This is a genomic window from Streptomyces sp. NPDC047841 (assembly GCF_040704085.1).
GTDB lineage: Bacteria > Actinomycetota > Actinomycetes > Streptomycetales > Streptomycetaceae > Streptomyces > Streptomyces argyrophylli.
The window spans coordinates 163,449-182,883 of the sequence record NZ_JBEYRP010000008.1; the positions used below are offsets into that span (position 1 = coordinate 163,449).

Annotated in this window: 17 protein-coding genes; 13 read left to right on the forward strand and 4 right to left on the reverse strand. The window is 70.8% G+C overall.

What is annotated here, in order from left to right; translation table 11 throughout:
* Positions 1-11: 11 nt before the first annotated feature.
* Both AB0947_RS14900 and AB0947_RS14905 read left to right on the forward strand, forming a co-directional pair.
* Positions 12-713: an HAD family phosphatase gene (locus AB0947_RS14900; RefSeq protein ID WP_366750750.1), complete on the forward strand. Its 702-nt coding sequence runs from the start codon at positions 12-14 to the stop codon at positions 711-713.
* Between the two features lie 433 nt (positions 714-1,146).
* Complete coding sequence (locus AB0947_RS14905) at positions 1,147-2,751, forward strand: ABC transporter substrate-binding protein (protein WP_366750751.1); 1,605 nt, start codon at positions 1,147-1,149, stop codon at positions 2,749-2,751.
* An 87-nt stretch (positions 2,752-2,838) separates the two neighbouring features.
* Here AB0947_RS14905 and AB0947_RS14910 read toward each other — a convergent pair whose 3' ends face one another.
* Positions 2,839-3,510, reverse strand: a complete 672-nt coding sequence (locus AB0947_RS14910) for a response regulator transcription factor (RefSeq protein ID WP_014671700.1) — start codon at positions 3,508-3,510, stop codon at positions 2,839-2,841.
* Between the two features lie 53 nt (positions 3,511-3,563).
* Positions 3,564-4,568 (reverse strand): RecB family exonuclease, encoded by a 1,005-nt coding sequence (locus AB0947_RS14915; protein ID WP_366750752.1) that lies wholly within the window; start codon positions 4,566-4,568, stop codon positions 3,564-3,566.
* Positions 4,569-4,745: 177 nt separating this feature from the next.
* Between AB0947_RS14915 and AB0947_RS14920 the strand changes: the two genes are divergently transcribed.
* From AB0947_RS14920 to AB0947_RS14930, 3 genes are all read left to right on the forward strand, one after another.
* Positions 4,746-6,707 (forward strand): site-2 protease family protein, encoded by a 1,962-nt coding sequence (locus tag AB0947_RS14920; RefSeq protein WP_366750753.1) that lies wholly within the window; start codon positions 4,746-4,748, stop codon positions 6,705-6,707.
* An 81-nt stretch (positions 6,708-6,788) separates the two neighbouring features.
* Complete coding sequence (locus AB0947_RS14925) at positions 6,789-7,691, forward strand: tRNA (adenine-N1)-methyltransferase (RefSeq protein WP_366750754.1); 903 nt, start codon at positions 6,789-6,791, stop codon at positions 7,689-7,691.
* A gap of 234 nt (positions 7,692-7,925) precedes the next feature.
* Entirely contained in the window at positions 7,926-8,507 is a 582-nt protein-coding gene (locus AB0947_RS14930) for a hypothetical protein (RefSeq protein ID WP_366750755.1), read from the forward strand.
* Positions 8,508-8,514: 7 nt separating this feature from the next.
* On the opposite strand, the gene AB0947_RS14935 is transcribed toward AB0947_RS14930, so the two are convergent.
* On the reverse strand, positions 8,515-8,817 hold the full coding sequence (locus tag AB0947_RS14935; protein ID WP_366750756.1) for a ferredoxin: 303 nt from the start codon (positions 8,815-8,817) through the stop codon (positions 8,515-8,517).
* A 519-nt stretch (positions 8,818-9,336) separates the two neighbouring features.
* Here AB0947_RS14935 and arc point away from each other — a divergent pair.
* The 6 genes from arc to prcA all read left to right on the forward strand — a co-directional run bounded on the left by arc (position 9,337) and on the right by prcA (position 15,488).
* The gene (gene arc, locus AB0947_RS14940; RefSeq protein ID WP_366750757.1) at positions 9,337-11,103 is read left to right on the forward strand and encodes a proteasome ATPase; all 1,767 of its coding nucleotides are present in this window, start codon (positions 9,337-9,339) and stop codon (positions 11,101-11,103) included.
* A 232-nt stretch (positions 11,104-11,335) separates the two neighbouring features.
* Positions 11,336-12,847 carry a depupylase/deamidase Dop gene (gene dop / locus AB0947_RS14945; protein WP_366750758.1) on the forward strand — a complete coding sequence of 504 codons (1,512 nt, stop codon included), beginning with the start codon at positions 11,336-11,338 and terminating at the stop codon, positions 12,845-12,847.
* Positions 12,848-13,019: 172 nt separating this feature from the next.
* Positions 13,020-13,238, forward strand: coding sequence for a ubiquitin-like protein Pup (locus AB0947_RS14950; RefSeq protein WP_030608326.1), 219 nt, complete (start codon positions 13,020-13,022; stop codon positions 13,236-13,238).
* A gap of 123 nt (positions 13,239-13,361) precedes the next feature.
* Positions 13,362-13,874, forward strand: coding sequence for an endonuclease VII domain-containing protein (locus AB0947_RS14955; protein WP_366750759.1), 513 nt, complete (start codon positions 13,362-13,364; stop codon positions 13,872-13,874).
* A complete protein-coding gene (gene prcB / locus AB0947_RS14960; protein WP_366750760.1) occupies positions 13,826-14,671 on the forward strand; it encodes a proteasome subunit beta in 846 nt (281 codons plus the stop codon). Before AB0947_RS14955 ends, prcB begins: the two co-directional genes overlap by 49 nt.
* Before the next feature lie 61 nt (positions 14,672-14,732).
* Positions 14,733-15,488 (forward strand): proteasome subunit alpha, encoded by a 756-nt coding sequence (prcA, locus tag AB0947_RS14965; protein WP_366750761.1) that lies wholly within the window; start codon positions 14,733-14,735, stop codon positions 15,486-15,488.
* Positions 15,489-15,551: 63 nt separating this feature from the next.
* Here prcA and AB0947_RS14970 read toward each other — a convergent pair whose 3' ends face one another.
* On the reverse strand, positions 15,552-16,571 hold the full coding sequence (locus tag AB0947_RS14970) for a LacI family DNA-binding transcriptional regulator (protein WP_366750762.1): 1,020 nt from the start codon (positions 16,569-16,571) through the stop codon (positions 15,552-15,554).
* 118 nt (positions 16,572-16,689) lie between these two features.
* On the opposite strand from AB0947_RS14970, the gene AB0947_RS14975 reads away from it, so the two are divergent.
* Positions 16,690-17,949, forward strand: coding sequence for an MFS transporter (locus tag AB0947_RS14975; protein ID WP_366750763.1), 1,260 nt, complete (start codon positions 16,690-16,692; stop codon positions 17,947-17,949).
* Positions 17,950-17,958: 9 nt separating this feature from the next.
* A complete protein-coding gene (gene pafA, locus AB0947_RS14980; protein WP_366750764.1) occupies positions 17,959-19,320 on the forward strand; it encodes a Pup--protein ligase in 1,362 nt (453 codons plus the stop codon).
* Positions 19,321-19,435 lie beyond the last annotated feature (115 nt).

Here is a 19,435-nt window from a genome sequence, read left to right on the forward strand (position 1 = left end):
GGTGCGCCCGGATGACCAGTACGGTCCCCGCGCTCGGAACCCGTACAGCCGAAGGCTCCGCCCTGCAGGCGGTGCTGCTCGACATGGACGGCACCCTGGTGGACACAGAGGGCTTCTGGTGGGACGTCGAGGTGGCGGTCTTCGCCGCCCTCGGCCACACCCTGGACGAGTCCTGGCGGCACGTCGTGGTCGGCGGCCCCATGACCCGCAGCGCCGGCTTCCTCATCGAGGCGACCGGCGCCGACATCACCCTCGCTGAGCTCAGCGTGCTGCTCAACGAGGGCTTCGAGGACCGGATCGGGCGCACACTGCCGCTGATGCCGGGCGCCTCCCGGCTGCTCGCCGAACTGCACCTGCACGGCATCCCCACGGCCCTGGTCTCCGCCTCCCACCGGCGCATCATCGACCGGGTGCTCACCGTGCTCGGGCCGCACCACTTCGCCCTCTCCATCGCCGGCGACGAGGTCTCCCGCACCAAGCCCTTCCCGGACCCGTACCTGCTCGCCGCCGCCGGACTCGGTGCGGATCCGGCCAGATGCGCGGTGGTCGAGGACACCGCCACCGGCGTCGCCGCCGCCGAGGCCGCGGGCTGCCGCGTGGTCGCCGTCCCCTCCGTGGCCCCCATCGGCCCGGCCGAGGGGCGCACCGTCGTCTCCTCCCTGGAAGAGGTCGACCTGGCATTTCTGCGGGGCCTGATGACGGAAATGCGCTAGCCGTTCACCCAGCGTGTTAAGTCCATTGACGACTGTGGACACATTTCCGGGGAAGTACACCCGAGGGGAATTCGCCGACCGCGGAGCGGCCGAATTCCGCTGACTGACCGCACAGTTGACCGTGTGACGTTCCCCACGTCGACGGGGCTCGACAACGTGGGCCAAGTGTGCTGACCGGGCCGGCCCCGGGTGTTTCCGCGCGACCTTGTGTCCCGATTGATGGGAAGCTGCACTAATCCTGCCGCTGTCGGGTTTTCGGTGTGTCCGCGGCCGGTTCCACTGCGTGATGGGGGGTCAACTCACGCGGCTGCGAACCCGCCTGCGGGCGCGGACTAATCTCGTCGCGAGAACATCGCCGAGAACCCCCGTGATCCGCCGCCTCACCCCTGCATGCCGGATACACGGACCCGAACAGCTCTGGAGAAACTCCCGCATGAACCGCAAGACTTTGGTGCTGCCGGCGGTGGCCGGCCTGCTCACCCCGGTTCTCGCCGCGTGCGGCGGATCCGACAGCGGGAGCAAGAGCGGTGACGCCATCGTCGTCGGGACCACGGACCAGTTCACGGCCACCAAGGAAGCCCCGGCGCCGCTCGACCCGGCCTTCGCCTACGACGTCGGCACCTGGAACATCCTGCGCCAGTCCGTGCAGACCCTGATGGCCCAGCCCAAGGGCGAGGGCGACCCCGTCCCGGACGCCGCCGAGAGCTGCTCCTTCACCGACAGCGGCAGCGAGCGCTACGCCTGCAAGCTGCGGGAGGGCCTGAAGTTCGCGAACGGCGACCCGGTGACCGCCGCAGACGTCAAGTACTCCATCGAGCGTGCCCTGCGCATCAACGTGGCCGGCGGCCCGGCCGCCCTGCTGAACACCATCGACACCGTCGAGACGCAGGGCGAGCGCGAGGTCATCTTCCACCTCAAGACGGCCGACGCCACCTTCCCGTACAAGCTGTCCACTCCGGTCGCGGGCATCGTCAACCCGAAGGACTACGCGAAGGACAAGCTGCGGGACGGCTTCGAGATCGACGGTTCCGGCCCGTACACCTTCAAGGCCGACGTCAAGGACAACGCGATCGTCGACGCGACCTTCACCAAGAACCCCAACTACAAGGGCGGCGTGACGGTCAACAACGACAAGGTCGAGCTGCGCTCCTTCACCGACGCCGACGCCATGGGCGCCGCGATCGACAAGGGTGACATCGACGTCATGACCCGCACCATGTCGCCCGCGCAGATCCAGAAGCTGGACGCCGGCACCGACGGGAACGTCGACCTGGTCGACATGCCCGGCCTGGAGATCCGCTACCTGGCCTTCAACACCGACGCCGACAGCGTCAAGTCCAAGGCCGTGCGCCAGGCCATGGCCCAGCTCATCAACCGCGGCGAGCTGGTCTCCAAGGTCTACGGCACCCAGGCCGAGCCGCTGTACTCGCTCGTCCCGGCCACCGTCACCGGCCACTCCAACTCGTTCTTCAACAAGTACGGCAACCCCAGCGTCGACAAGGCCAAGTCGCTGCTCACCAAGGCCGGCATCACCACCCCGGTGAAGCTCACCCTGCACTACACCACCGACCACTACGGCTCGGCCACCAAGCAGGAGTTCGAGGTGCTGCAGAAGCAGCTCAACGACAGCGGCCTGTTCGACGCCACCATCCAGGGCCACCCCTGGAAGATCTTCCGGCCCGCCGAGCAGAAGGGCCGCTACGACGTCTACGGCATGGGCTGGTTCCCCGACTTCCCGGACGCCGACAGCTTCATCGCGCCCTTCCTCGACAAGGACAACACCCTCGGCTCGCCGTACAGCAACAGCACCATCCAGCACACGCTGATCCCGCAGTCCCGCCGCGAGGCCGACCGGCTCAGCGCGTCCAAGAGCCTGAACCAGATCCAGGACATCGTCGCCGAGGACGTCCCGGTCCTGCCGCTGTGGCAGGGCAAGCAGTACGTCGCCGCGCGGGACGACGTCACGGGCGTGGCCTACGCCCTCAACTCCTCCTCGACGCTCCAGCTCTGGGAGCTCAGCCGCGGTGTGAGCGGCTGACGCGAGGGCTGACGCCCGGTTACGGCAAGGGCGCCCTTCCCCACCGGGGGAGGGCGCCCTTCGTCGTCGTACCGCTGTTTCCCCGTCCTACTGCGCGCCGGGACGCACCAGGCCGCTCTCGTAGGCGTACACCGCGGCCTGCACCCGGTCCCTGAGCCCCAGTTTGGTGAGCACATGGCCCACATGCGTCTTCACGGTCGTCTCGCTGACGAACAGGTCGGCCGCGATCTCCGCGTTGGACAGCCCGCGCGCCACCAGCTTCAGGACCTCCACCTCGCGGTCGGTGAGGGTGTGCAGGGTGTCCGGCACCGGCTCCTCGCCGGACGGCAGGTGCGTGGCGTACTTGTCGAGCAGCCGCCGGGTGATGCTCGGCGCGAGCATGGCCTCGCCGGCCGCGACCACCCGGATCGCCTGCACCAGCTCGTTGGCGGGCGCGTCCTTGAGCAGGAAGCCGCTGGCCCCCGCACGCAGCGCCTCCACCACGTACTCGTCCAGGTCGAACGTGGTCAGCACCAGCACCTTGGCCGGGCCGTCCCGGCCGGGACCGGTGATCTGCCGGGTGGCCTCCACACCGTCCATGCGCGGCATCCGGATGTCCATGAGCACCACATCCGGCTGCAGCGCGCGCACCTGGTCGAGGGCCTGCAGGCCGTCACCGGCCTCGCCGACGACCGCGATGTCCTGCTCGGCCTCCAGGATCATCCGGAAACCGGTGCGCAGCAGGGGCTGGTCGTCGACCAGTAGGACGCGGATGGCCACGTGACACTCCTTCGCTAGTCCGGGCCCATTCTGCCCTGCCGGTGTTCGCGGGCTCACAGGGTCCCGGACCCCGGCGCCGTGACCGGCAGCGGGTAGGGCGGGGGAGTGCCGCCGAACTCCGGGCAGTGCGCGCGGTGGTCGCACCAGCCGCACAGCTTGGTGGGCCGGGGCCGCCAGTCGCCGCTCCGGGTGGCCTGCTCGATGGCCTCCCACAGCGCGTGCAGCTTGCGCTCCACCCGCTCCAGGTCGGCGAGGACGGGGTCGTACGTCAGCACGTCCCCGCTGCCCAGGTAGACGAGCTGGAGCCGCCGCGGCACGACCCGCTTCAGCCGCCACACCACCAGGGCGTAGAACTTCATCTGGAACAGCGCGCCCTCGGCGTACTCGGGCCGGGGCGCCTTGCCCGTCTTGTAGTCGACGATCCGCACCTCGCCGGTCGGCGCCACGTCCACCCGGTCGATGATCCCGCGCAGCCGCAGCCCCGACTCCAGCTCGGCCTCCACGAACAGCTCGCGCTCGGCCGGCTCCAGCCGCGTGGGGTCCTCCAGCGTGAACCAGCGTTCCACGAGCCGCTCGGCCTCGGCCAGCCATCCGGCCAGCCGCTCGCCCTCGGGGTCGTCGGCGAACAGCTCGGTCACCTCCGGGCGGCTCTCGCGCAGCCGGTCCCACTGGCTCGGGATCAGCGCCTTGGCGCGCGGCGCCGTCCGTTCCCCGGCGGGCGCGTCGAACAGCCGCTCCAGCACCGCGTGCACCAGCGTGCCCCGCGTCGCCGCCTCGCTCGGCTTCTCCGGCAGCCGGTCGATCACCCGGAACCGGTACAGCAACGGGCACTGCATGAAGTCACCGGCCCGTGAGGGCGACAAGGAGGTCGGCGCGGCGGGGCTCCGCTCCTCGCCCGTGCCGCCCGTGGCCGGGACCGGGGCCGTCGGCGGCGCCGCTTCCCCTGCCGGTTCCGTGGCCGCGGGCATCGCGGGGTCCGGCGCCGGGAGCGGGGTGGCCGGGGGCGTCCGTCCGGCGCCGCCCGGCTGGGCCGCCGCCTCGTCGATGCTGCTGTCCATGTCCACAGACCTTACGGCCCACCACTGACAGTGACCCAGCCGCCGCCCGCGCCGGGCGCACGTTGCCGGGGCGAACACAGGGTGCCGGGGCGGAACGTGCCACCACCGCCGCATACCATCGACTGGAGACCCTTCCGTCCGGCAGGTGCGGAAGGACGCTTCGAACGAGGGGACACCGTGGACGTGAGCGGCGGGAGCGGGCAGCCGCGGTCGGGCAACGACGAGCCGGCCGAGCACTCCGCTGACCCTACGGCCCCGGCGACCGGCCACCCGGGCCCGGAGCCCGGACCCCCGCGCCCCGCCGACCGGGCCGACAGCGGCACCGAGGAGCCGGCGGAGGAGGCCCCGGCGGGCAGGACCGGAACGGGCGGCGCAGACGGTACGCAGCCCCGTACGAACGACGGCACCATCGACACGGCCCCCCAGCCCGACGCCCCGGCCCCGACGTCCCCCAGGCCCGACGCGGACAGCGCTCCTGCCGCCACCCCGGCGGAGGGGGAGCACGGAACCCCGGCCGAGACTCCCCGGCCCGCCGCCGCCCCGGCCGGGCGGGATTACCGGTCCTCGGACGAGACTTCGCGACAGGGCGCCACCCCGGCCGAGCCGGACCACCGCGCTTCGGACGAGACTCCCCGACCCGCCGCCACCCCGGCCGGGCGGGACCACCGGTCCTCGGACGAGACTCCCGGAGAGGACGCTGCCCCGGCCGAGCCGGACCGCCGCGCCTCGGACCACCGGGCTCAGGGCGACTCCGACCGGTCCGCCGCCGCCCCGGCCGAGCGGGATCACCGGGCCCCGGCCGGAACTCCCCGACAGAGCCCCGCCCCGGCCGGGCCGGACCACCGCGCCTCGGACCACCGGACCCCGGCCGAGACCCCCCGGCAGGGCCCCGCCCACGTCCCCACGCATCACGCCGCCGCCCCCGAGCACCGTTCCCTCGCCCACTCCGGTATCGCCAAGGGTGAGCCGCCCGAGCCGCGGCCGAAGGAGCCCGGTGGCGGCATTCTCATGGGGCGCCCCTTCGGCGTGCCCGTCTACGTCGCGCCGAGCTGGTTCCTCGTCGCCGCGCTGATCACCTGGGTCTTCGGCGGGCAGCTCGACCGGGTGCTGCCCGAGCTGGGCGCCGCCCGCTACCTGGTCTCCCTCTTCTTCGCCGTCGCCTTCTACGCCTCCGTCCTGGTCCACGAGCTGGCCCACACGGTCGCCGCGATCCGCTTCAGGCTCCCCGTCCGCCGCATCCAGCTCCAGTTCTTCGGCGGCGTCTCGGAGATCGAGAAGGAGGCCGAGACCCCGGGCCGGGAGTTCGTGCTGGCCTTCGTCGGCCCGCTGCTCTCCCTCGCCCTGGCCGGACTGTTCTACCTCGCCATGAAGCCCGTGGAGCCCGGCACCGTGCCCGGCGTCCTGCTGGCCGGGCTCATGATCTCCAACCTGATCGTGGCGATCTTCAACCTCCTCCCCGGCCTCCCGCTCGACGGCGGCCGCATGCTCCGCGCCGTCGTCTGGAAGATCAGCGGCAAGCCGATGACCGGCACGGTCGCCGCGGCCTGGGTCGGCCGCGCCCTCGCCGTCTCCGTCCTGATCGGCCTGCCCCTGCTCAACCAGTCCGGCGCCTTCGGCGGCGGCGGCGAGGACGTGGGCGGCATGGACACCGTCACCGACGCCCTGCTCGCCGCCATCCTCGCCGCGATCATCTGGACCGGCGCCGGCAACAGCCTGCGCATGGCCCGGCTGCGCGAGCACCTCCCCGAGCTGCGCGCCCGCACCCTCACCCGGCGGGCCGTGCCGGTGGAGAACGACACCCCCCTCTCCGAGGCGCTGCGCCGCGCCAACGCGGCAGGGGCCCGCGCCCTGGTCGTGGTCGACGCCGACGGCAACCCGCTCTCGCTGGTCCGCGAGGCCGCCATCGTCGGCGTGCCCGAGCACCGCCGCCCCTGGGTCTCCGTCAGCGGTCTCGCCCAGGAGCTGACCGACGGCATGCGGGTCTCCGCCGAGCTGGCCGGCGAGGAACTGCTGGACGTGCTGCGCGCCACCCCGGCCACCGAGTACCTGGTGGTCGAGGAGACCGGCGAGATCTACGGCGTCCTGTCCGCCGCCGACGTGGAGCGGGCCTTCGTGCGGGCCATGGCACGGCCGGCCTGACACCGCCGCCGCCCCCGCCCACGCGCGCCGCCCACCCCTCCGCCGGTCAAGCCCCCGGCGGGGAACCGGTAGGCTGAGCACATGTCCGAACCGACCGGTGCCGCCCGCAGGCGCGGGCCCTTCAAGGTCGGGGACCAGGTACAGCTGACCGACCCCAAGGGTCGCCACTACACGTTCACGCTCGAAGCCGGGAAGAACTTCCACACCCACAAGGGCTCCTTCCCGCACGACGAACTGATCGGCGCTCCCGAGGGCAGCGTTGTCCGGACCACCGGCAACGTCGCCTACCTCGCGCTGCGCCCCCTGCTCCCCGACTACGTCCTGTCCATGCCCCGCGGGGCAGCCGTCGTCTACCCGAAGGACGCGGGGCAGATCCTCGCCTTCGCCGACATCTTCCCCGGCGCCCGCGTCGTGGAGGCCGGCGTCGGCTCCGGCTCGCTCAGCAGCTTCCTGCTGCGGGCCATCGGCGACCAGGGCATGCTGCACTCCTACGAGCGCCGCGAGGACTTCGCCGACATCGCCCGGCAGAACGTGGAGCGCTACTTCGGCGGCCCGCACCCCGCCTGGCAGCTCACCGTCGGCGACCTCCAGGACAACCTGTCCGACACCGACGTCGACCGCGTCATCCTCGACATGCTCGCCCCCTGGGAGTGCCTGGAGGCCGTCTCCAAGGCGCTCGTCCCGGGCGGCATCCTGTGCTGCTACGTGGCCACCACCACCCAGCTCGCCCGGACCGTGGAGTCCATCCGGGAGATCGGCTGCTTCAACGAGCCGACCGCCTGGGAGACCATGATCCGCAACTGGCACATCGAGGGCCTGGCCGTCCGCCCGGACCACCGGATGATCGGCCACACCGGCTTCCTGCTCACCGCCCGCCGCCTCGCGGACGGCGTGGAGCCGCCCATGCGCCGCCGCCGCCCCGCGAAGGGCGCCTACGGCGAGGACTACGCCGGACCGAACGCCGACGGCGGCACCGCCCGCTGACCGGCCGCACAGCGGTACAACGCGAGGGCGCCGTGCCCGAGTTCCCGGCCGCATCCGGGAACTCGGTCACGGCGCCCCTCCGTTGGCACGGCACCGGCATCGACGCCTCCCACGCGCGCGAGGGTGTGCACACGATCCGGCCGGCAATCCCCGACCCCGCCGTTCCCGCGCACTGTGACGTGTGGCACCATGCAGCCCATCCCACCGGCACAGCCCTCACAGGAGACGCTCCTCGTGCAGCAATCCGCCGTTCCGGAGCTCGCGCACACCCAGACCCGGCCCATCCACTGGGTCGCCACCGCCACGGCCGTCGCGGGTGTCGTGGCCCTCTCCTCGGTCGTCCAGCCCGGCTCGGCCACGGCAGCCCAGTCCGCCCCCGCCCCCGGGGGCAGGTCCGCCGCGGCGGCCGTCGCCCCGCCGGACACGGCCGGTGTGCGGTTCCCGCTGGACTGCGGCCCCGTGAAGGCGGTGGTCGTCAAGAAGGCCACCGGGGACCTGGACGGCGACGGCAGGCCGGAGACCGTCGCGGTCGTGCACTGCGACGCGCCCATGGGCACCCCGCCCGACGGCGTCTACGTCCTCACCCGCTCCGCGAACGGCGGCGAGCCGCGCGTGGTCGCCACCCTCGTCGAGCCGAAGGAACGGCTCACGGTCACCGACTTCGCGCTCCGCGCGCGTGCGGTCTCCGCCACGCTCCTCGGCTACTCCTCGGACTCCGTGCCCAGTTGCTGCCCGGACGTGAAGACCCCGGCCTCGTGGCGGTGGAACGGCAGCGCCTTCCTGCGCACCACCCCGGCCGGGACCCAGAGCGTCTGAACCGGGCTCACTCCGCGTCGGGCCCGTACACCTCGACCTTGTCCAGAACCCGCCGCACGTGGATGCAGTCGCCGGGACACTCCTTCGCGGAGTCCACCACGTCGGCCAGCAGCGGCAGCGGCACCGGCGTGGTCGCCCCGGGGGCCTGGAGCAGCTCGTCGTCGGCGCCCTTCACATAGGCCAGCCCGTCGATGTCCAGCTCGAACACCTCGGGGGCGTACTGGGCGCAGATCCCGTCGCCGGTACACAGGTCCTGGTCGATCCAGACCTCCAGCGCCTCGCCGCCCGGGGCCTCCTGCTGCACGGTCATCTCTCCTGCCGTCGGTTCGCCGGGCGGTCCGGGCACCCGAGGGCCAGCCGGGTCCGCTCCAGCGGCTGTTGAACACCCCCGACCCTACCTCCGCCCGGTTTGTTGCCGTGTGGGAGCGGCCCGGGGTTTCCGGCCCGGCCCGCTCGGGTACCAGCGCCGGACCGGGAAAGGGGTTCCCCGGCGGCCGGGTCGATCACTTCAGGCCGCCGCGGCGGTCACACCATCCGCCGACACCGTCGCTCTGCGTGATGATCGTACGAGCGCTCTGTGTGCTGCCCGTATACGGGCCGATCGGTAGGGTGCGGACAACTCCGGTCAGCAATGAAGGGATTCGACCACGCCATGCATGGAACAAGCTGCTTTCCCTTCACGTTGAGTGGGTATCCCCTCCGTGCGAGGGAGTGTGCACCGGGTGACCGACGACACACCTTGACAGTCTTTGTGATCTAGGGGTTTCAATCGACACCCACCCAGGTAGGGTCTGGAAGCGTCCAGCTCCCCTTGGAGGAGGTGAGGACCGTGGCAGCCCACGACGACGACATGAACCGCGGCATCCGCCCGGGACGCGGGTCCGACGACCCGGCCGGGCAGATTGCCTACCTTGAGCAGGAGATCGCCGTCCTGCGCCGCAAGCTCGCCGACTCTCCGCGCCACACGAGGATTCTCGAAGAGCGGATCGTCGAGCTGCAGACCAACCTGGCCGGCGTGTCCGCCCAGAACGAACGACTGGCCAACACCCTCCGCGAGGCCCGCGATCAGATCGTGGCCCTCAAGGAGGAGGTCGACCGGCTCGCGCAGCCGCCGGCCGGCTTCGGTGTCTTCCTGCAGGCCAACGAGGACGGCACCGCCGACATCTTCACCGGCGGCCGCAAGCTCCGGGTGAACGTCAGCCCCAGCGTCGAGGTCGACGAGCTGCGGCGCGGCCAGGAAGTCATGCTCAACGAAGCGCTCAACGTGGTCGAGGCCATGGAGTTCGAGCGCGTCGGCGACATCGTCACCCTCAAGGAGATCCTGGAGGACGGCGAGCGTGCCCTGGTACTGGGGCACACCGACGAGGAGCGGGTGGTACGGCTCGCCGAGCCGCTGCTGGACGTCACCATCCGCGCCGGCGACGCGCTCCTGCTCGAACCGCGCTCGGGCTACGTCTACGAGGTCGTGCCCAAGAGCGAGGTCGAGGAACTGGTCCTCGAAGAGGTCCCCGACATCGGTTACGAGCAGATCGGCGGTCTCGGCAACCAGATCGAGGCCATCCGCGACGCGGTCGAGCTGCCGTACCTCTACCCGGACCTGTTCAAGGAGCACGAGCTGCGCCCGCCCAAGGGCGTCCTGCTCTACGGCCCGCCCGGCTGCGGCAAGACGCTGATCGCCAAGGCCGTGGCGAACTCGCTGGCCAAGAAGGTCGCCGAGGTCACCGGCCAGGCGGCGGGCAAGAGCTTCTTCCTGAACATCAAGGGCCCCGAGCTGCTCAACAAGTACGTCGGCGAGACCGAGCGGCAGATCCGCCTCGTCTTCCAGCGTGCACGTGAGAAGGCCAGCGAGGGCACCCCCGTGATCGTCTTCTTCGACGAGATGGAGTCCCTCTTCCGCACCCGCGGCTCCGGTGTCAGCTCGGACGTGGAGAACACCATCGTCCCGCAGCTGCTCGCCGAGATCGACGGCGTGGAGGGCCTGCAGAACGTGGTCGTGATCGGCGCCTCCAACCGCGAGGACATGATCGACCCCGCCATCCTGCGCCCCGGCCGGCTCGACGTGAAGATCAAGATCGAGCGTCCGGACGCGGAGGCGGCGAAGGACATCTTCGGCAAGTACCTCACCGAGCGTCTGCCGCTGCACGCGGACGACCTCACGGAGCACGGCGGCGACAAGGGCTCCACGGTCCAGGGCATGATCCAGACCGCGGTCGAGCACATGTACGCCGAATCCGAGGAGAACCGCTTCCTGGAGGTCACCTACGCCAACGGCGACAAGGAAGTCCTTTACTTCAAGGACTTCAATTCCGGCGCCATGATCGAGAACATCGTGGGCCGGGCCAAGAAGATGGCGATCAAGGACTTCCTGGAGAAGAACCAGAAGGGTCTCCGCGTCTCCCACCTGCTCCAGGCCTGCGTGGACGAGTTCAAGGAGAACGAGGACCTGCCCAACACCACCAACCCGGACGACTGGGCCCGGATCTCCGGAAAGAAGGGCGAGCGGATCGTGTACATCCGTACGCTCATCACCGGAAAGCAGGGCGCGGACACCGGACGCTCCATCGACACGGTGGCGAATACCGGTCAGTACCTGTAACGGCAGGGCGGCTGCGGGTGCCCTCGGCGGGTACCCGCAGCCGACTGTTTTTCGGGCCACGACCGGAGCAGCCAATGACGCAAATGATCTCCCCACCAGCGCAAAGGCGTTCTAGGCTCGTTCCTGCCGCCGAGTCGCGCCGTGCGGGGACGGGCACCGCACACGCACCGGAGCGCCGGCGGTACTTGAGCGGCGCCCACGACCGAGGGTGCCGCCGGGCAAGGAGGGCCGCATGACCGTACGGCGAGTAATGGGCATCGAGACGGAGTACGGCATCTCCGTCCCCGGCCACCCGAACGCCAATGCCATGCTCACCTCGTCCCAGATCGTCAACGCCTACGCGGCGGCGATGCACCGGGCCCGCCGGGCCCGCTGGGACTTCGAGGAGGAGAACCCGCTGCGCGACGCGCGAGGCTTCGACCTCGCCCGGGAGGCCGCCGACTCCAGCCAGCTCACCGACGAGGACATCGGCCTGGCCAATGTCATCCTCACCAACGGTGCGCGCCTCTACGTCGACCACGCCCACCCCGAGTACAGCGCGCCCGAGGTCACCAACCCCCGCGACGCCGTCCTCTGGGACAAGGCCGGCGAGCGGATCATGGCCGAGGCCGCCGAGCGGGCCGCGCAGCTGCCCGGCGCCCAGCCGATCCACCTCTACAAGAACAACACGGACAACAAGGGCGCCTCCTACGGCACGCATGAGAACTACCTGATGAAGCGGGAGACCCCCTTCTCGGACATCGTGCGCCACCTCACGCCCTTCTTCGTCTCCCGCCAGGTCTTCGCCGGGGCCGGCCGCGTCGGCATCGGCCAGGACGGGCACGAGCACGGCTTCCAGATCAGCCAGCGCGCGGACTACTTCGAGGTCGAGGTCGGCCTGGAGACGACGCTCAAGCGGCCGATCATCAACACCCGCGACGAGCCGCACGCGGACGCCGAGAAGTACCGCCGGCTGCACGTGATCATCGGCGACGCGAACCTCTCCGAGATCTCGACGTACCTGAAGCTGGGCACGACCGCCCTGGTCCTGTCCATGATCGAGGACGGCTTCATCGCCGTGGACCTCGCCGTCGACCAGCCCGTGCGCACCCTCCACCAGGTCTCGCACGACCCGTCGCTCAAGCGCCTGGTCACCCTGCGCAGCGGGCGCACGCTCACCGCGGTCCAGTTGCAGATGGAGTACTTCGAGCTGGCCCGCAAGTACGTCGAGGAGCGCTTCGGCGCCGACGCCGACGACCAGACCAAGGACGTCCTCAGCCGCTGGGAGGACACCCTCACCCGGCTGGAGAACGACCCGATGAGCCTGGCCGGCGAGCTGGACTGGGTCGCCAAGCGGGAGCTGATGGAGGGCTACCGCCGCCGCGACGACCTGGACTGGGACGCGGCCCGGCTGCACCTGGTCGACCTCCAGTACGCCGACGTGCGGGCCGAGAAGGGCCTCTACAACCGCCTGGCGGCCCGCGGGCGCATGAAGCGGCTGCTGGACGAGGCCGAGGTCGACAGGGCCCGCAGGAAGCCCCCGGAGGACACACGCGCCTACTTCCGCGGGCGCTGCCTGGAGCAGTACGCGGACGACGTCGCGGCCGCCTCCTGGGACTCGGTCATCTTCGACCTCCCCGGCCGCGACTCGCTCCAGCGCGTTCCAACCCTGGAACCGCTACGCGGAACGCGAAATCACGTCAAGGAGCTCCTGGACCGCTGCCGTACCGCGGAAGACCTGGTCAGGGTCCTGTCCGGCGGGTGAGCGGAGCCAGAGGGGTACCCGGTGCGTCCGGGCGGCCGGGGTGGAAACCCCACCGCCCGGGAATCATCGGGATGGCCCCCGTACGTTGAAGAAACTGCGGGGCCGATGTCGGACCCGGCTTGTAGGGTCTGATCATCACCGATCGGCAGGCGAACTGAGCGGGGTGAGGGTTATGGCAACCAAGGACACCGGCGGCGGTCAGCAGAAGGCGACGCGCTCGACCGAGGAGGTCGAGGAGCAGGCGCAGGACGCGCAGGCCTCGGAGGACCTCAAGGAGCGGCACGAGAAGCTGTCGGACGACGTGGACTCCGTCCTGGACGAGATCGACGACGTGCTCGAAGAGAACGCCGAGGATTTCGTGAGGTCATTCGTTCAGAAGGGTGGCCAGTAAGGCCCTCTGCCTTCGAATCGAAGGCGAAGGGTGGGGGTTCGGGTCGTGGAAGAGACGACATGGCGGCGCTGCTCGCGGTGCAGGCGCAACCTGCCGCGGGCAGCTTTCGCTGGAAACAGGTCGATGCCCGACGGCCTTCAGGCGTACTGCCGTGAGTGCTCTGCCGAGTACTACCGTCAGCGCCAGCAGGCCAAGGGGAGGGTGGTTCGGCAGAGGGTGCCGGTCCCGCCCGGGCACAAGCGGTGTCCGCAGTGCGAAGCGATCAAGCCCCACTCCGAGTGGGAGCCCAACAAGTCGTCCTCGGACGGCTGGTCCAGTTACTGCCGTGCGTGCCGGGCGGAGCGGAATCGCATCAGCTATTTCAAGCGGAAGTACGGTCTCACGCCGTCTGAGCTGGGCGCCATGATCGCGGCACAGCGTGGCATCTGTTGCATCTGCCTCGCGGCCCCCGCCGAGCATGTGGATCACTGCCATGAGACGGGTAGGGTCCGTGGCGTACTGTGCTTCAGCTGCAACGCTGCACTGGGGCAGTTCAAGGATCAGCCCGAGGTCATAAGGCGGGCTGCTGCATATGTGGAAGGAAACGCGTGGAAGCCAACACTCGTAGCACCGGGCGTCTACCAGCTGCCTTCCTGACGCCAGGATCCTCTTCGTTCATGGACTTCCTCGCCGAGCACCAGCCCGAGCTGCTGCCCGGCAACCGGCAGCTGCCGCCCGCCAAGGGCGTGATCGAGGCGCCGCACGGCACGACCATCGTGGCCGTGACGTTCCCCGGCGGGGTGGTGCTCGCCGGGGACCGCCGGGCCACGATGGGCAACGTGATCGCGCAGCGGGACATCGAGAAGGTGTTCCCGGCCGACGAGTACTCGGCCGTCGGCATCGCGGGCACCGCCGGCCTGGCCGTCGAGATGGTCAAGCTCTTCCAGCTGGAGCTGGAGCACTTCGAGAAGGTCGAGGGCGCCCAGCTGTCCCTGGAGGGCAAGGCGAACCGGCTGTCGACCATGATCCGCTCCAACCTCGGCATGGCCATGCAGGGCCTGGCGGTGGTCCCCCTCTTCGCGGGGTACGACCTGGACCGCGAGCGGGGGCGCATCTTCTCCTACGACGTCACGGGCGGCCGTTCCGAGGAGCACAACTTCGCGGCGACGGGCTCCGGCTCGATCTTCGCGCGCGGTGCGATGAAGAAGCTGTTCCGTGACGACCTGACCGAGGAGCAGGCCACCACCCTGGTGGTGCAGGCCCTCTACGACGCGGCTGACGACGACTCGGCGACCGGCGGTCCCGATGTCGCCCGCCGGATCTATCCGATCATCACCGTGATCACCGAGGACGGCTTCCGCCGGCTGACCGGGGACGAGTCGTCGGAGCTCGCCCGCGCGGTGCTCCAGAAGCGCCTGGAGGAGCCCGACGGCCCCAAGGCCGCCCTGCTCTGAGCGCGGGCCCGGTTCTTATCAAGGTGATCCAGTGACCATGACAGAAAGGGACGGATAACCGGTGTCGACGCCGTTCTATGTCTCACCCCAGCAGGCCATGGCCGACCGGGCGGAGTACGCCCGCAAGGGCATCGCCCGTGGCCGCAGCCTGGTCGTGCTGCAGTACGCCGACGGCATCGTCTTCGTCGGCGAGAACCCGTCCCGCGCGCTGCACAAGTTCAGCGAGATCTACGACCGGATCGGCTTCGCGGCGGCCGGCAAGTACAACGAGTACGAGAACCTGCGCATCGGCGGCGTCCGCTACGCCGACCTGCGCGGCTACACCTATGACCGCGACGACGTCACCGCCCGCGGCCTGGCCAACGTCTACGCCCAGACGCTGGGCACGATCTTCTCCTCCGCGGCCGAGAAGCCGTACGAGGTGGAGCTGGTGGTGGCCGAGGTGGGGGAGACCCCGGAGGGCGACCAGATCTACCGGCTGCCGCACGACGGCTCCATCGTGGACGAGCACGGCTCGGTCGCGGTGGGCGGCAACGCCGAGCAGATCAGCAGTTTCCTGGACCAGCGCCACCGCGACGGCATGAGCCTCGCCGAGGCCCTCAAGCTGGCCGTGCAGGCCCTGTCGCGGGACACCAACGGCAGCGAGCGGGAGATCCCCGCCGAGCGCCTGGAGGTCGCCGTACTGGACCGCACGCGCCCGCAGAAGCGCAAGTTCAAGCGGATCGTCGGCCGCCAGCTCGCCCGCCTGCTGGCGGCGGACGGCGCGAGCACGGAGGCGGAGAGCGCCGAGGGCTCCGACGACTCCGACGAGGAGTAGCCGTCCCCCGCACGTCCTTCCGGGTGCCCCGGCCGGAGAGATCCGGCCGGGGCCCTCTGCTTTTCACGCCGGCGCGCGTGGCGGCGCCGTGGAGCCCCGGACGACCAGTTCGACGGGGATGTCCCCGCCGTCCGGCTCCCGGCCCTCCAGGACCGCCAGCAGGGCCCGCATGCCCCGCTCCCCGAACAGCTCGGCGTCCAGCCGCACCGTCGTCAGCTCGGGGTCGAGCGCGGTGGCCAGGGCCAGGTCGTCCAGACCGGTGACGGACATGTCGTCCGGGACGCGCAGCCCCAGCCGGCGCAGCGCCTTGTAGGCGCCGGCGGCGAGCTTGTCGTCGTCGCAGACCACCGCCGTCGGCCGGGGGCCCGGCGCGGTGAGCGAGGCCTCGGTGGCGGCGAGCGCGCCCTCGATGGAGATCGGGGCCCGGACCGTGCGGACCTCGGTGCCGGGCACGGCGGCCAGGCGCGCGGCCAGCTCCCTCGCGCGGACCTCGAAGGTCCAGGAGGGCACGTCGGCGGCGAGGTGCAGCACCCGTCGGTGGCCGAGGGCCAGCAGGTGCGCGGCGACCTGCCGGACGCCGTCGGCGATGTCCAGGTTCACGGTCGCGGCGCCCCGGCTGCCCTCCGGGTCGCTGTCGAGCATGACCAGGGGAAGCTGGTCGCCCCGGATCGCGGTGAGGGCGTCGGCGGCCATCGAGGAGGCGATGACGCCGTCCAGGGCGGCCTGCGCGGAGGCGAAGGGGTCGCGGGCCGGGCCGATGCCCTCGGGGGAGGGGTAGAGCACCACGCCGAAGCCGTGTTCGGCCGCCACGCGCGCGGCGCCGGTGTAGACGCCGGCGAAGAACTCCGTCGTCAGGGCGGGCACCACGAGCAGGACGGTACGGGTGCGGCCCAGGCGGAGGTTGCGGGCGGCGAGGTTGGGGCGGTAGCCCAGCTCGCGCGCGGCCTCGCGGACGCGCTCGGCGGTGGTCTCGGAGACCCGGCCGCGCCACTTGTCGCCCAGTACGAGGGAGACGGCGGCCTGGGAGACGCCGGCCGCCCGGGCGACGTCCCGGCTGGTCGGGCGCGTGCTGCTGCGGGCCACCACATGACTCCCGGTCGTCTGGACGTGCGAATGCGCACATGGTACGTATGAACGAGAGACGTTATACGTAACACTTCCGGGCCCTCACGGCGTCCCGGCGAGCCGCGGAGGGCAGCACATGGCCACGGGATACCTGGACATCCTGAGGGCGAGGCACGCCCTGCGGCTGCTCACCGGCACCCTGGTGGGCCGGCTGCCCAACGCCACCGCCGCCATCGCCCTGGTGCTCTTCGTCCGCGCCGAGGGCGGCACCTACAGCCTCGCCGGCGCCCTGGCCGCCGTGTACGGCGTCGCCAACGCCGTCGGCCAGCCCGTGCTGGGCCGCCTCGTGGACCTGTACGGCCAGCCGCGCGTCCAGCTGCCCGCGGCCGTCCTCGCCGCCCTGGCCATGACCCTCTTCGCCTTCTCGGGCACCTCCCCGCTGCCGCTCGCCTACGCGGCCGTCGCGGCGGCCGGCCTGTTCACCCCACCCCTGGAGGGCGGTCTGCGGGCCCTGTGGCCGTCCGTGCTGGGCCGTGAGGAGCAGGTGCACACCGCGTACGCCATGGACGCCATCGCACAGGAGGTCATGTTCACCGCCGGACCGCTGCTGGTGACCCTGTGCGTGACCCTCTGGGACGAGCGCGCCGCCCTGCTGGCGCTGAACCTGGTGGGCGTGCTCGGCGCGCTCTCCGTGGTGGTCTCGCCGCCTTCGCGCGCGTGGCGCTCGGCCCCGCGCGACGCCCACTGGCTGGGCGCCCTGCGCTCGCCCGGCCTGCTCGTGCTGCTCGCCGCCTTCCTGTTCGTCGGCATCGCGCTGGGCTCGATCACCGTCGCCTCGGTGTCGTACGCGGACGGTCACGGCGGTGACGCGGTGTACGGCTGGCTGATGGCCGGGGTGGGCCTCGGGGCCCTGGCGGGCGGTACCGTCTACGGCGCCCGCGCGTGGGGCGGCGCACCCGAACGGCGACTCAGGGTGTTGGTGGCCCTCCTGGCGGTGTGTTACCTGCCGCTGATGCTGATGCCCGGACCTGTGGCCATGGTGTTGCTCAGCGTGGTCGCCGGTGTGTTCCTCGCGCCCTGCATCGCCTGCGCGTTCATCATCGTCGACCGGCACGCCCCGAGCGGCACCGTCACCGAGGCGTTCTCCTGGCTCGTCACCACGTTCACCGTGGGCGCCTCGGTCGGAACGGGCCTGGCAGGGCCGGTGGTCCAGGCCGGTGGCACCCTGTGGGGCTTCGCGCTGCCGGGTGCCGCCGGGGCCGTGTCCCTGCTGGTCCTGCTCGCCACCGGAAGGGTCCTCGCAGCTCCCGCGCGGGGCGGGATCGTTGCGGCTTCATCGGAAAATGATCCAAATCGTGCTGCCGAACCCCGTTTCAGCTCGGGGGATCGGGCGTAATGTTCCCTCATGGACCGCCGCATTTTCGGGCTGGAGAACGAGTACGGCGTCACGTGCACGTTCAGGGGACAGCGCCGCCTGTCTCCTGACGAGGTGGCGCGGTACCTCTTCCGCCGTGTCGTGTCATGGGGCCGCAGCAGCAATGTCTTTCTGCGAAACGGCGCCCGGCTCTATCTCGACGTGGGCTCACATCCGGAATACGCGACCCCCGAATGTGACAACGTGACCGAACTGGTCACCCACGACAAGGCCGGCGAGCGCATTCTCGAAGGACTCCTGGTGGACGCGGAACGACGCCTGCACGAGGAGGGAATCGCGGGCGACGTCTACCTCTTCAAGAACAACACCGACTCGGCGGGCAACTCCTACGGCTGCCACGAGAACTACCTGGTGGCCCGGCACGGGGAGTTCTCCCGGCTCGCGGACATCCTCATCCCCTTCCTCGTCACCCGGCAGCTGCTGTGCGGCGCCGGCAAGGTGCTCCAGACCCCGCGCGGCGCCGTCTACTGCGTCAGCCAGCGGGCGGAGCACATCTGGGAGGGCGTCTCCTCGGCGACGACCCGCTCCCGGCCCATCATCAACACCCGCGACGAACCCCACGCGGACGCCGAGCGCTACCGCCGGCTGCACGTCATCGTCGGCGACTCGAACATGTCCGAGACGACGATGCTGCTCAAGGTCGGCGCCACCGACCTGGTGCTGCGCATGATCGAGGCCGGCACCGTGATGCGCGACCTCACGCTGGAGAACCCGATCCGGGCGATCCGCGAGGTCAGCCACGACATCACCGGACGGCGCAAGGTACGCCTGGCCAGCGGCCGGGAGGCCTCGGCGCTGGAGGTGCAGCGCGAGTACTTCGACAAGGCCGTGGACTTCTGCGACCGCCGGGGCATCCGCACCGGCACGGTCGCGCAGGTCCTGGACCTGTGGGGCCGCACCCTCGAAGCGATCGAGAACGAGGAACTCGACCGCATCGAGACCGAGATCGACTGGGTCATGAAGTACAAGCTCATCGAGCGGTACCGGGCCAAGCACAACATGACGATGTCGCACCCGCGGGTCGCCCAGATAGACCTCGCCTACCACGACATCCACCGCCGTCGTGGCCTGTACTACCTGCTGGAGAGGAAGGGCCAAGCCGCCCGGATCTGCAACGACTTGAAGATCTTCGAGGGCAAGTCGGTTCCGCCGCAGACCACTCGCGCGCGGCTGCGCGGCGATTTCATCCGGCGGGCACAGGAACAGCGCAGGGACTTCACGGTCGACTGGGTGCACCTCAAGCTCAACGACCAGGCACAGCGCACCGTGTTGTGCAAGGACCCGTTCCGTTCGGTGGACGACCGGGTCGAGAAGCTCATCGCCGGAATGTAGTCACCGGGAGGTCATGCTTAGGCGGGCCGGCGTTCCGGCGCACAGGGCCGGAACGCCACACGGGCGCCGTACGTTTCCCGTACGGCGCCCTGTCCTGGTCGTAGAGTGGCGCGCA

Coding starts and splice junctions, on each gene's coding strand:
- AB0947_RS14935 (WP_366750756.1), bottom strand. CDS start 8,817: ATGACCGTGCAGCAGGAGGCCCCGGGCGGCGAGGCGCTGGAGGTCTGG.
- AB0947_RS14905 (WP_366750751.1), top strand. CDS start 1,147: ATGAACCGCAAGACTTTGGTGCTGCCGGCGGTGGCCGGCCTGCTCACC.
- AB0947_RS14915 (WP_366750752.1), bottom strand. CDS start 4,568: ATGGACAGCAGCATCGACGAGGCGGCGGCCCAGCCGGGCGGCGCCGGA.
- pafA (WP_366750764.1), top strand. CDS start 17,959: ATGGACCGCCGCATTTTCGGGCTGGAGAACGAGTACGGCGTCACGTGC.
- AB0947_RS14950 (WP_030608326.1), top strand. CDS start 13,020: ATGGCAACCAAGGACACCGGCGGCGGTCAGCAGAAGGCGACGCGCTCG.
- AB0947_RS14925 (WP_366750754.1), top strand. CDS start 6,789: ATGTCCGAACCGACCGGTGCCGCCCGCAGGCGCGGGCCCTTCAAGGTC.
- AB0947_RS14955 (WP_366750759.1), top strand. CDS start 13,362: ATGCCCGACGGCCTTCAGGCGTACTGCCGTGAGTGCTCTGCCGAGTAC.
- AB0947_RS14900 (WP_366750750.1), top strand. CDS start 12: ATGACCAGTACGGTCCCCGCGCTCGGAACCCGTACAGCCGAAGGCTCC.
- dop (WP_366750758.1), top strand. CDS start 11,336: ATGACCGTACGGCGAGTAATGGGCATCGAGACGGAGTACGGCATCTCC.
- AB0947_RS14975 (WP_366750763.1), top strand. CDS start 16,690: ATGGCCACGGGATACCTGGACATCCTGAGGGCGAGGCACGCCCTGCGG.